Genomic DNA, 14,128 nt, shown 5'->3' with positions numbered 1-14,128 from the left:
TCGCCCACTTGTTACAGGCCCGTGCCGGTCATCCTGGCCAAGGCGAGGGCGTCGGCTCCCGCCGGATAGCGCAACCTGTCGTTCCCATCGTTCGCCGCCCGCCACACGGCCTTCGCCACGTCGGATTCGGTCGTCACCTCGCTCACCTGGGTGAAGGCGCTGAACACCTGCTGGACGAAGGGTGCGTAGGCTTCGGGAATCAGGCTGCGCATCCGCGCCTGCCCGTTGCTGGCGAAGCGGGTCGTCGGCGCGTAGCCGGGCTCGACCAGTTTCACCGCGACATCGAAGGTTCGCAGCTCGTGGGCCAGGGACGCCGTGAATCCTTCGATGGCCATCTTGCTGGCGGTGTAGACGGCCACCAGAGGCATCGGGGCCAGGGTTGCACTCGAAGTCACATTGATCACGACGCCCGCGCGACGCGCCCGGAACTGCGGCACGACAGCCTGCACCATCGCCAGCACACCGAAGGTGTTGGTCTCGAACACCTCCCGAACTGTGCTCATGGGCGTCGCCTCGAAGGCTCCGAAGAGGCCGATGCCGGCATTATTCACCAGCACGTCGACGGGGCCGCTGGCCGCGAGCGCCCCGGCGATGCTCTCAGGCCGGGTGACATCCAGGGCGAGCACCCGGAAGCGCTCCGAGATGGGCAAGCCATCGGTATGCGGCGTGCGCATGGTGGCGATGACTTTCCAGCCCTGGGAATGGAAGTACAGGGCCGTTTCCAGGCCGTAGCCCGAAGAGCAGCCGGTGATCAGCACGGTTTTCATCGGTAGATTCCTTGTGGCGATGGATAGGTGCCAACGGTAGATAAGGGCGCTCGGACGATCTACGCTGGAAAGTCCAAATTACGTTTGCCAAAGTCCGGAAATGAGCGATCCATTGTCGGAAGTGGTTGGCCTGCTCAGGCCTCGCACGGTGTTCGCGAAGGGCATCAGCGGCTCCGGACGCTGGGCGGTGCGCTATTCGGAGTACGGCCATCCGAGCTTCTGCGTCGTGCTGGAGGGACGCTGCCGTCTCGCCGTCGACGGCGAGCAGCCGCTCACACTGACGTCCGGCGACTTCCTGCTCTTGCCTGCGACGCCAGGCTTCACGCTTTCCGGCTTCGAGCCCGCCGAGCCCCGGCACATCGATCCCGGACGGGAGCCGGTCTCTTCCGGGGAAGTGAGGCATGGCGAGCCGGACGGACCTGCAGAGGTTCGTCTGCTGGGCGGCGCCTTCCTGATCGACGCCTCCGACCCCGCGCTACTGGCTTCCATCCTGCCGGCCGTGATTCACGTCCGTGGCGTGGAACGCTTCACGCTCCTGGTTCGGCTCCTGGCGCAGGAGTCCGCGGAGGACAAGCCCGGGCGCGACCTGGTCCTGTCGCGACTGGTGGAGGTACTGCTCATCGAGGCGCTGCGCCTGGCGCCGTCCCTGGATGCACCGCCCGGACTGCTGCGCGGCCTGGGCGATGAGCGCCTGGCGCCGGCGCTCAAGGCCATGCATGAACGGATCGCCCATCCCTGGACGGTCGCCCAGCTCGCCCGGGAGGCCGCCCTCTCCCGCTCGTCCTTCTTCGAGCGTTTTTCCAGCCAGGTCGGCATGCCGCCCATGGAATACCTGATCGGTTGGCGCATGGCGGTCGCCAAGGACCTGCTGCGTCAGCAGCGCCTGGGCCTGGCCGAAGTGGCCGAGCGCGTGGGCTACGGCTCCGCAAGTACCTTCAGCACGGCATTCAGCCGGCAGGTCGGCATTTCGCCCAGCCGCTACGCCCTCGACTGATGGGCCGGGCGAGCTGACAGATCGCCTCGCCCGCCAGCCGCACACCCGGCACATAGGTACAAGACACCCCGGCACAGATGGCGCATTGTCATAGGCTCCCACACCACACTGGAAGGTGACGCCATGCCCCGCTCCTCGACCGACTGGGCGCTGCTGTACCTGCGCGTATCCGGCTGCCTGCTCCTGCTCTGGGTCCATGGTCTGCCCAAATTGCTGAACTTCAGCCATGAGCTGACCGTCATCGAAGACCCGTTCCACCTGGGGGCCGTTCCAACGCTGAGCCTGGCCATCTTCGCCGAAGTGCTCTGCCCGGTGCCGATCATCCTCGGCGTGCTGACCCGCCTGGCCTGCCTGCCCATCCTCTGCGTACTGCTGGTGTCGCTGGTCTTCGTGCATCCGCAATGGAGCGTGGCCGAAGGGCAGTTCGCCTGGTTGCTGCTGATCATCTTCGTCACCCTGCTCATCGCCGGGCCAGGCGGCCTGTCAGTGAGCAACGGACTCGCGGGAGCGCGGGCAACTCCGGCGTGGCTATCCTGACCGCGCCGCAACACTCCGGCGATCGATCGCCTATACCTGATTCTTCAGTCCACTCTGAAAAGTGACCGCCGGCCATGTCCCAGCCCGCTACCGCCCGCTCGTCCCCCTGGAGCCCGCTGCGCCAGGCCACCTTCCGCTGGCTCTGGCTCGCCAGCATCGCCTCGAACATCGGCACCTGGATGCACGAAGTCGGCGCCGGCTGGCTGATGACCTCGCTGTCGGCCAGCCCGATGAACGTCGCCCTGGTGCAGGTGGCCGGGTCCCTGCCGATGTTCTTCCTGGCGCTGCCCGCCGGTGCATTGGCCGACATCGTCGACAAACGCCGCTACCTGCTGGGCGTGCAGCTGTGGATGGCGTCGGTGGCCACGCTGCTGGCGGCACTCACCCTGCTGGGTCTGACCACGGTCTGGCTGCTGCTGGGGCTGACCCTGTGCATGGGCATCGGCACCGCGCTGATGATGCCAGCCTGGAGCGCCACGACGCCCGAGCTGGTGGACAAGGGCGAATTGCCGGCAGCGGTGGCGCTCTCCAGCGTCGGCGTCAACCTGGCGCGGGCGGTCGGCCCGGCCATCGCCGGCGTGCTGGTCAGCCTCGTCGGCCCCTGGCTGACCTTCGCCCTGAACGCACTGTCGTTCTTCGCGGTGATCGGTGTGCTGCTGGCCTGGAAGCGCGAAACCAGGTCTTCGGTGCTGCCCGCCGAACGATTGCTCGGCGCACTGCGCGCCGGCTGGCGTTACAGCCGCAGTTCCCGGCCCTTGCAGGCGGTACTGGTGCGCGCGCTGGCGTTCTTCCTCGGCGCCAGCGCCGGGATGTCATTGCTGCCCTTGATCGTGCGCGGCGAGCTGCACGGCAGCGCCATGGACTTCGGCCTGCTGCTGGGCAGCGTCGGCGTCGGCGCCGTATTGGGCGCCGCGTTCCTTCCGGCGCTGCGCGAACGACTGGGCGGCGACCGCCTGGTGGTGCTCTCCAGCGTGGTCTATGCACTGGTGCTGCTCGCCCTGGCATTGGTGCGCAACCTCTACCTGCTGGTCCCGGTGATGCTGCTCAGCGGCGCGGGCTGGATCGCCGTGCTGTCGAGCCTGCAGGTGGCGGCGCAGACCTCGGTGCCGGCGTGGGTTCGCGCGCGGGCGCTGGCCGTGTACATCCTGGTGTTCTTCGGCAGCATGGCGTCCGGCGGCACCCTGTGGGGCTTCGTCGCCAGCCGCGCGTCGATCCCCCTCGCACTGCTGTGCGCCAGCACTGTATTGCTGCTGGGCCTGGTTGCCAGCCTGCGATTCCGCCTGCCGGTCACCGAGGCGGAAGACCTGGCGCCGTCGCTGCACTGGCCGGCGCCGATCCTCGTCGAAGGCGTGGACCAGGAACGCGGTCCGGTGCTGGTCACCCTGGAATACGACATCGACCCGACCAGGTCCGAAGCCTTCCAGGCGGCGATGAAGGATGTGCGCGGCATGCGCAGGCGCAACGGGGCGATCTCCTGGGAGCTGGTGCAGGACAGCGAGAATCCGCGCCAGTGGCTGGAGCTGTTCGTCGACGAATCCTGGCTGGAGCACCTGCGCCACCACCAGCGCGTCACGCGTGGTGAGCTGAAGATCGAAGCGGCTGCGCGCCAGTTCCAGACCCAGGGCGTGGACATCCTTATCCGCCACTACCTCAAGGGTGCCTGACGGGGATGAGTCGCCCCCAGGTCACTCCATCGCCGAACGAAGCCCCCGATGGGACTCAGCCTGCACTGGCGACCAGGGCCTTGGGTTCCAGGTACGCGCTGATACCCCATCTGCCCATTTCCCGCCCAAGCCCTGAATGCTTGAAGCCACCGAACGGTGCGCGCGGTTCGTGGGACAGGGTGTTGATGAGCACGCGGCCCGCGTCGATCTGGCGGGCGACACGTTCGCAGCGAGCCAGGCTCTTGCCCAGCACCAGGGCGCTCAGGCCATAGTTCGTGTCGTTGGCAATGGCGATGGCGTCGGCTTCATCCTCATAGGCGATGATGGTCAGCACGGGGCCGAAGATTTCCTCGCGGGCGATGCGCATCTGGTTGTTGGCCTGGGTGAAGAGCGTGGGCTTCACGAACCAGCCGGCGTGCAGGCCTTCAGGCCGGCCTTCGCCACCGGCGAGCAGCGTTGCGCCCTCCTCCTGCCCGATGCGGATGTAGTTCTGCACTCGCTCCCATTGCTTGCGACTCACCATCGGGCCGATGTCGGTATCGACGCTGCGCGGGTCGCCCGATCTGAACTGGGCGACCGCGTCCTTCGCGACCGCCTCGAACTCGGCCAGCCGGCTGCGCGGCACGAGAATACGCGTACCCGCGATGCAAGCCTGGCCGCTATTGAGGAAGCCGGCCTGCAGCACCAGCGGCATGATTTCCTGAAAATCCGCATCGTCTAGCACCAGGGTGGGCGACTTGCCGCCCAGCTCGAGCGTCACCCGCTTCATCGTGGCGGCGCCGGCACTCACCAGATACTGGCCGACCGCGGACGAGCCGGTGAACGAGATCTTGGCAACGTCCGGGTGACGTGCGATTTCCTCGCCGACCACATCGCCACGCCCATTGACGATGTTGAATACGCCCGGTGGCAAGCCGGCCTCGTGCAGCGCTTCGGCCACGATCTGCGTCTGAATCGCGCTCATCTCGCTGGGTTTGATGACTGCGGTACAGCCTGCCGCCAGCGCGGTGGCCAGCTTGTTGCAGATGAAGCCCGCATTGCTGTTCCAGGGCGTGATCAGCCCTGCGACTCCCACCGGCGTCAGGATCACCTTGGCGCTGCCGGCCTGCTCCTCGAAGGCGAAAGACTCCAGTGCATCGATCGCCTGCGCGATGACATCAGCCGGATAGGTCGCCATCCAGCGCCCACGTGCCGCAGGTGCGCCGTACTCCGTGAGGATGGCCTCCATCAGTTCGCCTTCCCGTGCCGCAATGGCCTTGTGCATGCGCCACAGCACCTGGATGCGTTCCTCGCGTGAGGTGCGAGACCAGGCGGGAAACGCGGCCTTGGCCGCCAGGATCGCGCGCTGTGCGTCGTGCTCATCGCCCAACCGCACCTGACCGATGACCTCCTCGGTGCTCGGGTTGTGGAGGTCGAACCATTCCTGGCCGTGCGGTGTGACGAATTCGCCATTGATGTAGATGTGTTCGATGCGTTGCATGGCAGCTCCTCTTTCGGAACGGCTCGCGTAGGTCAAGCCGGTATGAGGGGAAGTCTATGAATGCTTTACTGTTCCGATAAGACGCCTTTTTGCTGATGATGAATCCGGAATTCCAGGACAATCCATGCACAGAACAGGAATGACCGAGCTGGAAGTAGTTCTGGCCGTAGCCCGTCGCAACAGTTTTCGGGGTGCGGCGCAGGAATTGGGCATGTCCACCACTGCGGTGAGCAGTGCGGTGGCCGGGCTGGAGGCGCGCCTGAAGGTGCGGCTGTTCAATCGCTCGACACGCAGTGTGGCCCTCACCGATGCGGGACAGCGCTATGTAGAGCGCATCGCCCCGGCATTGGCGGAAATCAAGAGTGCCGGCGAAGAGGCCGGCGCCGGCCCCGACGTGCCCAGCGGAACCCTGCGCATCAATGCACCGCAAGGGGCGACGTCCCTGCTGCTGGAACCGCTGTTCGACCAATACGCCCAGCGCTATCCCGAGGTCTGCATCGACATCGTGAGCGAATCGCGCCTGATCGATATCGTGGCAGACGGCTTCGACGCCGGTATTCGCCTGGCCGAGTCCGTGCCGCAGGACATGATCGCGGTTCCGCTTTCAGGCGACATCCGCATGCTCGTGGTCGCCTCGCCCGGATACCTCGAACGCCACGGCACGCCCAGGCACCCACGTGATTTGCTCAAGCACCAGAGCATCGCCATGCGCATGGCGCACGGAGGCATCTATCACTGGGAGCTGGAGAAAGGCGGTCAGAAGTTGCAGATGGAACTGCCCGTGCGCATGGTGCTCAACGAGCTGCCGGCCATCAAGCGGGCCGTCGTGCTCGGGATGGGCCTGGGGTTCATCTCGGAATGGTTCATCCACGAGGAGTTGACGTCGGGGGCGCTGATTCCGGTGCTCGAGCCGTGGTGCCAGCCGTTTGGCGGTCTGAGACTCTACTACTCCGGACGCCGTTTCATGCCGGCGCGATTGCGCGCACTTATCGACCTGGCTCGCGAGCTGCGCCTGGCCGGAGCGCCGCGGCAAGGGGAACCATGAGCAGGCGGCGCGGAGCCGGGCCAGGCTAGTGGCTGGCCTCGCCGTGCGCCGGGCTGTGGCTGGGCGAACGCAGGAACGCCGCTGCCAACGCGGCGGCCATCACCGCTGCCACGGCTCCCAGCGCGAAAGCCAGGTGGTAACCGCTGTTGAGCGCGGTGACGGCGTCCACCCCCATTGCCGCCAGGCCATTGCTACGGGCATCGGCCAGGCTCGCCTGGATGGCCAGCCCGAGGGCACCGCCCATCATGAGCGCCGTGTTCACCATGCCTGAGGCCAGGCCCGATGCCTCCGCCGCAACGTCTCCCATTGCGGCCAGGAACACTGGGTTGAAAACCCCTCCCGCGCCCAGTCCGATCAGCACCATGCCCGGCAGCACGTCCGCTACGAAGTTCCCGCCCACCGGTGCGCGGGCAAACAGCATCAGGCCGACGGCCGCCACCAGCAGCCCGATGGACAACGGCACGCGAATGCCGAAGCGCGTCACCAGCCGGGCCGACAGCCCCAGCGAAAACGCCGCCATGATGAGGCTGGCCGGCAGGAAGGCGAGCCCCACCTGCAGGGCGCCGTAGTTCAGCACGCGCTGCAGGTAGAGCGCCGAGATGAAGGACCAGGCGAACAGCGCGGCGGCCCATAGCACGGCCACCATGTTGGCCGTGGCCAGGTTGCGCGAGGCGAACAGGTGCAGCAGCATGAGTGGATGGGCCACGCGCGCCTCGATGACCACGAAGGCCAGGAGGAGCATGGCGGCGATGCCCAGCTGGGCAAGCGTCCGGGCGGACAGCCAGCCGGCCTGGTTGCCATGCACCACGGCATGCACCACCAGCATCAGCGCCGCCGTCACGCAGAGGGCGCCCGCGACATCGAGCCTGGCTCGATTGGCCGGCGCCTGCTCCACCGGCAGCAGCAGCGCGCACGCGCCATACACCGCAATGCCGACCGGGAGATTGACCAGGAAGATCCAGTGCCAGCTCAGCGCGCTGGTCAGCACCCCGCCGAGCAGCACGCCGAGGCTGCCACCGCCGGCCCCCACGAAGCCGTAGATGCCCATGGCCTTCGCCCGGTCTGCCGGCGAGGTGAACAGGTTCATGATCAGCGACAGCGAAACGGCGGAGACCAATGCGCCTCCCAGCCCTTGCACTGTCCGCGCGGCGATCAGCAGGCCCTGTGCGGTCGCCAGCCCACACGCGGCCGAAGCCGCCGTGAACAGCGCGATACCCAGCAGGAACAGCCGGCGGTGCCCGTACAGGTCGCCCAGGCGTCCCCCCAGCAGGAGGAAGCCGCCGAAGGTCAGCATGTAGGCATTGACGACCCACACGAGCGAGGTTTCGTCAAAACCCAGGTCTGCCCGGATGGACGGCATCGCGACGTTCACGATGGTTGTGTCCAGCACGATCATCAACATGCCCAGGCAGAGCACGATGAGGGCGAGCCAGCGCTTGGGTTCGTCGAGAACCTGGGTCATGAAATTGCTCCTGTCCGATGCTGGGCGACTCACGCCTGCCTGCGGAATTCACGAGTGGCGGTGTCACGGGCATGGGCCTCGCGACACCGCATTTGCCTGGTCAGCCGAACGTCAACGTGACCGTGCGGCCTTCAGCGTTTCGCTCCACCACAGCAGATCATCGATCGTCTGGTTGGCGGCGTCGTCCAGCGCAGCCAGGTGCGGAGTGATGTCCTGGCCCTGGAAGTGCGCGTACAGCGCCGCCGCCGGCAGATGCACGGCCGAGCGGGTCGGCGCGAGCTGCAGCTCGACGGCGATCTCGCGCAACTGTTCTACCGCCCTGGCCCCACCGACACCGCCATAGCCGACGAAGGTGACCGCCTTGCGGTTCCACTCCGGGTACACCCAGTCGAGCGCGTTCTTCAGCACCGCCGAGGGTCCGTGGTTGTACTCGGGCGTAACGATGACGAAGCCGTCGGAAGCGGCGATGGCCTGCGTCCAGCGCTGCACGACCTCGTGCTCGTAGGCGGGCCGCCCCGGCATCGCCGGTGGATAGGCCGCGTCGAAGAACGGCATGGGGTAGTCCATGAGATCCAGCAGGCGCGCATCGACGCTGTCGCGCTGCTTGAGGTGGTCGAGAATCCAGCGGGCGGGTTTCTCGGCAAGACGTCCCTGGCGGACGCTGCCGACGATGACGGAAATGACAGTCATGATGTGCTCCGGTTGAGTGGAAGGATCAGCCCAGTACGCCCTTGGCGCGCAGTTCGCGGCCGATACGGGCGATTTCGCCCTCGCCCTCGATCAGGGCCGAGCGACTGGTGTGGACCGAGTAATAACCAAGGTGCAGTTCGTGGGGATGCGGGATGGCAGTGCCGAGCACGAAGCGCGCATTGCCCACGGCTTCGAATTCCAGCGCCGCATCGGAATGCTCGAACACTGCCAGCTCTCCCTTGCCCACCGGCTCGGGCGTGCGCACGGCGCCATCCATCACCGCGATCCAGCCAACCAGATGGCCGGGCGGTGGCTGGTAGGTCCAGCGCTGGCCGGCCTTGAGCTGGACGACGAAATAGTTGATGCCCGCTGGCGCGTCGATCGGACTGACCGCCCCGCCACTGCGGCCGAGCAGCACCCGAGCCGGGCCGTCGGTGGGGATATCGTCGACGCTCAGGTGTTGACTGAATGCCGGTGTCAGCTCGCGCTCCGTCGGCAAGGCGACCCAGAGCTGGAAAGCCTTGACCGGCGGCAGCGCGTAACCGCTGTGCCAAACGCCGCTGCCGGCGCTCATCCATTCGATGTCACCCGCCTTCATCGCGCCCTCGTTGCCGGTGGACTCGAAGAAGCGGCCGCGCCCGGCCATCACCAGCGTCAGCGTGGCGATCCCCGAATGCGGGTGCCAGCCGGTGCCGGCCTTGCCGAACGGGTCCTCGGACTCGACCAGGTCGAGGAACACGAAGGGTTTGGTCAACCGGCCTACGTCGGTGGCGTTGATCAGGCGGTTGATCGGCCCGTGGGTCTCGCCACGGGTGCGCAGGACGATCCCGCGGCGACCCTCGACGGGAATGGGCAAGGTTTTGACTACGGCGCTCATGGGGGCCTCCAGCTATCCGACTTGGCACGAAGGCGGCCCTGGAAGCGCCGCCGGCTGTGCGATGGGTCCAGTATGTGGATTGCAACCACTCGGCACTAGGTGGAAAAATAGGATTTGATTAATCCACTTTTGGACGCAATCCCATGCTCGATTTGAATGATCTCGCGCTGTTCGTCCACGTCGTCCGCGCCGGCAGTTTTTCCGAAGCGGCGCGGCGCCTGCGGATGCCGGCGAACACCCTGAGCCGGCGCATCGACCAGCTCGAAGGCCAGCTCGGCACGCGCCTGCTGCACCGCACCACGCGCAAGCTCTCGACCAGCGCCGACGGCCAGGCGCTGTTCGACCGCTGTGCGCCGGCGCTGGAGCAGATCTTCGAGATCGAGCGGCGCACGGCGGACAAGCAGGCGCCCTCCGGCCTGGTTCGCGTCACCGCGATGGCCGCCCTGTTCGAGCTGTTTCCCCTGGAGTGGCTGAACGAGTTCTACGCCCGCTATCCGGACATCAGCCTGGAGTTCCTGCTCGACGACACGCCGACCGACCTGGTTGCCGAACGCGTCGATCTGGCCCTGCGCAGCGGCATCGAGACCGGCAGCGGCTTCCGGGTGAGGCGCCTGGCGCCGAACGCGATGATCCTCGCCGCGAGCCCCGCCTACCTGCAGCGGCGCCCTGCCCCGCGCACGCTGCGCGCGCTGGCCGAGCACGACTGCCTGACCATCGCCAATCGCCAGGGCCGCAACACCTGGCGCCTGCAGGGGCCGCGCGGTAGCCAGGAAGTGGCGATCAACAGCCGCTTCGCGGCCAACGACATGCGCGTGCTGAAGCAGGCTTGCATCGCCGGACTGGGCATCGCGCTGCTGCCGCAACTGCTTGCCGAGCCCTTCATCGAACAGGGAGAACTGGTACGGGTGCTGCCGAACTACCGGCGCGAGAGTTCCGAGCTCGGCCTGCAGCTGGTCTTCACCAGCCGCCCGCCAATACCCCCTGCGGTTGCGGTCTTCGCTGACTTCCTGCTGAAGAAACTGGGCGAAACCGAGGTCATCCCCTCATCGGGACACGCCAGCGAACACTAGCGATCCCCTGCTCACCGGCGGGTATCGAGCACCATCTTGCCGCGCGCGTGCCCCGCCATGCTTTTCTCCAAGGCCTGGTGCGCCTGTGAGAGAGCGAACGCTTCGACTTCAATCGACAGGCGACCTGCGTCAAACAGCGCCGTGATAGCAGCCAACTGCTTGCCATCCGGACGCGTGGCGAAGTGTTTCGCCTGCACCGCATGAACTCTGGCCAACTCCGGATTCGGCGCGCTGACCGGCGAAACCAGAACTCCGCCGGGTCTCAGGACCTGCCATGAGCGCTCCTGGGTCTCGCCACCGATGAGGTCGAGCACGATGTCCACCTTCGCGACCACCTTCTCGAAAGCCTGGCGACGGTAGTCGATCAGTTGATTCGCGCCGAGATTTTCCAGATAGGCATGGTTACTCGCGGATGCCGTGGCAATAACGGTGGCGCCTGCATTTCTGGCCAGCTGTACGGCCATGCTTCCGACACCGCCTGCGGCGCCATGAATCAGCACAGTCTGCCCTGGTTCAATGCCGGCGTGTTCGTGCAGCGCTTGCCAGGCGGTAAGTGCCGTCGCCGCCACGCCGCTTGCCTGCAGCATGGAGAGGCTGCGTGGAGCTAATGCCAACCGCTCTGTCGGCGCGACAGCCCTGGTTGCATAGCCGCCTGCGATGCCGATGAAGCCGAAGACGGCATCCCCCACCGCAAAGTCGGTAACGTCGCGGCCGATCGCGGCAACGGTACCAGCGACTTCAACGCCGGGGGTGTAAGGCAGCGAGAGTGGTATCACTGCTTTTTTCGAGCCGGAGAGAATCTTCCAGTCGATCGGATTAACCGCAGCACCCTCCACCTCGATCAGCACCTCGCCCCTCCCTGCGATGGGATCGTCAAGCTCTTCCAGTTGCAGTACTGCTGGGTTGCCGTACTCCTGTACTCGTATGGCCTTCATCGGGACTCCTGGCATCGTGGCGAAAGAAGAGAACAAACCAGCGCCGCGAGCTTCGAGCTGACGCGGCGCCATGGGCTCAGCGACGGCGGGCGTCGAGGCTGAAGTGACCGGCACCGAACGCGGCGACCTGGAGCAGGCCGCCGGCCATGGCGAGGTTCTTGAAGAAGTGGATGAACTGATTCTGGTCGCCCAGGTTGTTATGGAACGCCAGCGCGGTGATCACACTGAACGCGGCCAGCAGCAACGCAACGGTGCGAGTGCGATAGCCGGCGATCAACGCGATGCCGCCGACGACCTCGATGGCGATGGCCGCTACCAGCGCCAGCTGCGGGAATGGCAGGCCGACCGAGCCGATATAGCCGATCATCATCGCCGGTGCGCCCAGCTTGGAGAGGCCGGAGAGAATGAAGATGGCACTGATCAGCACGCGGCCAACCAGCGCGGCCGTGCTGGTGGCAGCCAGGTCGCGGGACAGTTCAGGAGTGTCATGGGGAGTGGTCGATGCAGTGTGGGACATGGTTTTTCTTCCATCAGAGATGGGCGCATCCACCATGGAGCGCCGCATTGGGAAAAAGTCTGTCACCCGCCCTAACATCTGAATAGCCGGCTAATTTCGACGATTACGTTCTAGAATTTGGAAATGTTTGTTCTCCCCATCCAGTGACTCTCACCACACGGGTACTTCGTGCCTGTTCAAGGAAACCACCATGATCTCGGACCCCGGTACACCGACGCTCGATCAACTGCGCGTATTCCTTACCGTGGTCGACGTCGGCAGCTTTGCCGCAGCGGCACGCAAACTGAGCAGAGCCACCTCGGTGGTCAGCTACTCGATCGCCAATCTGGAAATGCAGCTCGGCGTTGTGCTCTTTGACCGGCACACCACGCGCAAGCCCCAGTTGACCGATGCCGGCCGCGCCGTGCTCGCCGAGGCGCGCACCATCGCCAATGGCGTCAGCGGGCTGCGAGCCAAGGTGAAGGGACTGCTGTACGGTCTCGAGGCGGAGCTTCACGTGGTGCTCGACGTGATGCTGCCCGCCGAGCGCGTGGTCGAGGCGCTGAAGTCGTTCCAGGAGAACTTTCCGACAGTGTCCCTGCACCTGCACATGGAGGCCCTGGGTGCGGTCACCCAGCTCGTACTCAATCGCGGAGCCAGCGTCGGGGTGAGCGGCCCGCTGGAGGGCAGCATCGATGGCATCGAGCGGATCGCTGTCGGTAGTGTCGAGCTGGTCCCCGTCGCGGCGCCCAGCCATCCGCTGGCGATGAAACCAATGAATGCCCCGGGCGCCGGTCGCGAGCATGTCCAACTGGTGCTTTCGGACCGTTCCCCCCTGACCGAGGGCAAGGACTTCGCGGTCATCGGGACAAGGACCTGGCGCCTGGCGGACCTGGGAGCGAAGCACATACTGCTCAAGGAAGGGATTGGCTGGGGCAACATGCCACTGCCGATGGTTCGCGATGACCTGGCGTCCGGCCGCCTGGTGCGGCTCGGGATGCCGGATTGCGAAAGCGGCATCTACCGTTTCGACGCCATCTATCGCACGGATACGCCCCCCGGGCCTGCTGCGCGATGGCTGATCGAGCATTTCGGTGAGCATCCCGCATGACTGCGGCTATTCCAGATTCTCGATCGAAAAGGTCGATTTTATTCGGCTATTGCATCAACTCCCCCTATGCCAGAGTTCTCCTCGCCACGGCAGCGTCGCCGCAGCCACCGACCACTCCAGGGGAACCGTGATGAGTATCGCCACCAACCTGCTGCACCTGCATTTCGAAACATTCGTCGACGATCACGAGAAGTGGAAAACGCTGATTGCCGATGATCTGTTGTGGGAGCTTCCCTACGCACCGGGATTGGGTCATCCCGAACGGCTCACCGGCCGCGACCAGGTGCTCGGCCATGTTCGCTGGTTCATTCAAGCTGTCGAAAACTTCCGCTTCTACGACCTGCGAATCCATGCCTTCGCCGATCCCCGCATGGCGGTGGCCGAGGTCAAGGCAGAGGGTTTGATCAAGCAGACGGGCCGAATCTATCGCCAGGACTACGTTCTGTTCTGCCGAATCGAGAATGGCAGAATTGCCTTCCTGCGCGAGTACTTCGACCCCATTCGCGCGGCGCATGCGCTCGGCGAACCGATAGCCTCCGCACAACAGTAGGCCGGGCCCGCCACTTCGAGTCCCCAGAGGAGATTTCCCATGTCCTTCAGCATTCCCACCCTGCTGCTGCGCAACCTTCATGACGTCTTCGGTGAGAACGACCCCGCGCGCCGTCGTGCGGCCATCGACGAGCTGTTCACCGAGGATTGCGTGTTCCATGAACCCCAGGGCGTCCACCGCGGCCGCGACGAGATCGACCGCATCGCGGGCATCATCCGCGCCACTCACCCGGACTTTCGCTATCAGCCGACCGCCGAGCCTGAGGAACTGGGTGACAGCGGGCGGGTGCAATGGGTCTCGGGGCGTCCGGGGATGGCACCGGCCTATGCCGGGACGGACTTCATCATTGCCCGGGAAGGCCGCATCGCCGCGGTTTATCTGTTCTTCGACAAGCTCGCCTGAAGACTCTGCGGGTACAGGTTTGGTCACCGCCGGCATGGCAGTTTTCGC

General features: G+C 65.7%; 15 protein-coding genes. 8 read left to right on the top strand and 7 right to left on the bottom strand.

All coding sequences use genetic code 11. From position 1 onward, the window contains the following. Positions 1-11: 11 nt before the first annotated feature. Positions 12-767 carry an SDR family oxidoreductase gene (locus GA645_RS13560; RefSeq protein WP_152223544.1) on the bottom strand — a complete coding sequence of 252 codons (756 nt, stop codon included), beginning with the start codon at positions 765-767 and terminating at the stop codon, positions 12-14. A gap of 100 nt (positions 768-867) precedes the next feature. Here GA645_RS13560 and GA645_RS13555 point away from each other — a divergent pair, with 100 nt between their 5' ends. The 3 genes from GA645_RS13555 (at position 868) to GA645_RS13545 (ending at position 3,962) form a co-directional block, all read left to right on the top strand. Continuing rightward, complete coding sequence (locus GA645_RS13555) at positions 868-1,761, top strand: AraC family transcriptional regulator (RefSeq protein WP_152223543.1); 894 nt, start codon at positions 868-870, stop codon at positions 1,759-1,761. A 123-nt stretch (positions 1,762-1,884) separates the two neighbouring features. Further along, positions 1,885-2,298 carry a DoxX family protein gene (locus GA645_RS13550; RefSeq protein WP_152223542.1) on the top strand — a complete coding sequence of 138 codons (414 nt, stop codon included), beginning with the start codon at positions 1,885-1,887 and terminating at the stop codon, positions 2,296-2,298. 74 nt (positions 2,299-2,372) lie between these two features. Then, complete coding sequence (locus GA645_RS13545; RefSeq protein ID WP_152223541.1) at positions 2,373-3,962, top strand: MFS transporter; 1,590 nt, start codon at positions 2,373-2,375, stop codon at positions 3,960-3,962. A gap of 55 nt (positions 3,963-4,017) precedes the next feature. Here the strand turns inward: GA645_RS13545 and GA645_RS13540 are convergent, their stop codons facing one another. Continuing rightward, positions 4,018-5,442, bottom strand: coding sequence for an aldehyde dehydrogenase family protein (locus GA645_RS13540; RefSeq protein WP_152223540.1), 1,425 nt, complete (start codon positions 5,440-5,442; stop codon positions 4,018-4,020). Between the two features lie 124 nt (positions 5,443-5,566). On the opposite strand from GA645_RS13540, the gene GA645_RS13535 reads away from it, so the two are divergent. After that, a complete protein-coding gene (locus GA645_RS13535) occupies positions 5,567-6,487 on the top strand; it encodes a LysR family transcriptional regulator (RefSeq protein WP_178119541.1) in 921 nt (306 codons plus the stop codon). A 25-nt stretch (positions 6,488-6,512) separates the two neighbouring features. On the opposite strand, the gene GA645_RS13530 is transcribed toward GA645_RS13535, so the two are convergent. The 3 genes from GA645_RS13530 to GA645_RS13520 all read right to left on the bottom strand — a co-directional run bounded on the left by GA645_RS13530 (position 6,513) and on the right by GA645_RS13520 (position 9,516). Continuing rightward, entirely contained in the window at positions 6,513-7,949 is a 1,437-nt protein-coding gene (locus GA645_RS13530; protein WP_152223538.1) for a DHA2 family efflux MFS transporter permease subunit, read from the bottom strand. 111 nt (positions 7,950-8,060) lie between these two features. After that, entirely contained in the window at positions 8,061-8,639 is a 579-nt protein-coding gene (locus GA645_RS13525; RefSeq protein ID WP_152223537.1) for an NADPH-dependent FMN reductase, read from the bottom strand. A 25-nt stretch (positions 8,640-8,664) separates the two neighbouring features. Next, complete coding sequence (locus GA645_RS13520) at positions 8,665-9,516, bottom strand: pirin family protein (protein WP_152223536.1); 852 nt, start codon at positions 9,514-9,516, stop codon at positions 8,665-8,667. A gap of 143 nt (positions 9,517-9,659) precedes the next feature. Here GA645_RS13520 and GA645_RS13515 point away from each other — a divergent pair, with 143 nt between their 5' ends. Continuing rightward, the gene (locus tag GA645_RS13515; protein ID WP_152223535.1) at positions 9,660-10,586 is read left to right on the top strand and encodes a LysR family transcriptional regulator; all 927 of its coding nucleotides are present in this window, start codon (positions 9,660-9,662) and stop codon (positions 10,584-10,586) included. A gap of 11 nt (positions 10,587-10,597) precedes the next feature. On the opposite strand, the gene GA645_RS13510 is transcribed toward GA645_RS13515, so the two are convergent. Next, positions 10,598-11,521, bottom strand: coding sequence for an NADP-dependent oxidoreductase (locus GA645_RS13510; RefSeq protein ID WP_152223534.1), 924 nt, complete (start codon positions 11,519-11,521; stop codon positions 10,598-10,600). Between the two features lie 76 nt (positions 11,522-11,597). After that, positions 11,598-12,038 carry a DoxX family protein gene (locus tag GA645_RS13505; RefSeq protein WP_152223533.1) on the bottom strand — a complete coding sequence of 147 codons (441 nt, stop codon included), beginning with the start codon at positions 12,036-12,038 and terminating at the stop codon, positions 11,598-11,600. A 190-nt stretch (positions 12,039-12,228) separates the two neighbouring features. On the opposite strand from GA645_RS13505, the gene GA645_RS13500 reads away from it, so the two are divergent. The 3 genes from GA645_RS13500 to GA645_RS13490 all read left to right on the top strand — a co-directional run bounded on the left by GA645_RS13500 (position 12,229) and on the right by GA645_RS13490 (position 14,080). Beyond that, complete coding sequence (locus tag GA645_RS13500) at positions 12,229-13,128, top strand: LysR family transcriptional regulator (RefSeq protein ID WP_152223532.1); 900 nt, start codon at positions 12,229-12,231, stop codon at positions 13,126-13,128. Between the two features lie 130 nt (positions 13,129-13,258). Then, positions 13,259-13,678 carry a nuclear transport factor 2 family protein gene (locus tag GA645_RS13495; RefSeq protein WP_152223531.1) on the top strand — a complete coding sequence of 140 codons (420 nt, stop codon included), beginning with the start codon at positions 13,259-13,261 and terminating at the stop codon, positions 13,676-13,678. A gap of 39 nt (positions 13,679-13,717) precedes the next feature. Next, positions 13,718-14,080, top strand: coding sequence for a nuclear transport factor 2 family protein (locus GA645_RS13490; protein ID WP_152223530.1), 363 nt, complete (start codon positions 13,718-13,720; stop codon positions 14,078-14,080). The last annotated feature ends 48 nt before the right edge of the window (positions 14,081-14,128 follow it).

This window comes from Pseudomonas sp. SCB32, assembly GCF_009189165.1.
GTDB lineage: Bacteria > Pseudomonadota > Gammaproteobacteria > Pseudomonadales > Pseudomonadaceae > Pseudomonas.
Note: the sequence above shows the minus strand (reverse complement) of the source record. Positions and strands in the feature narration are given on the sequence as shown.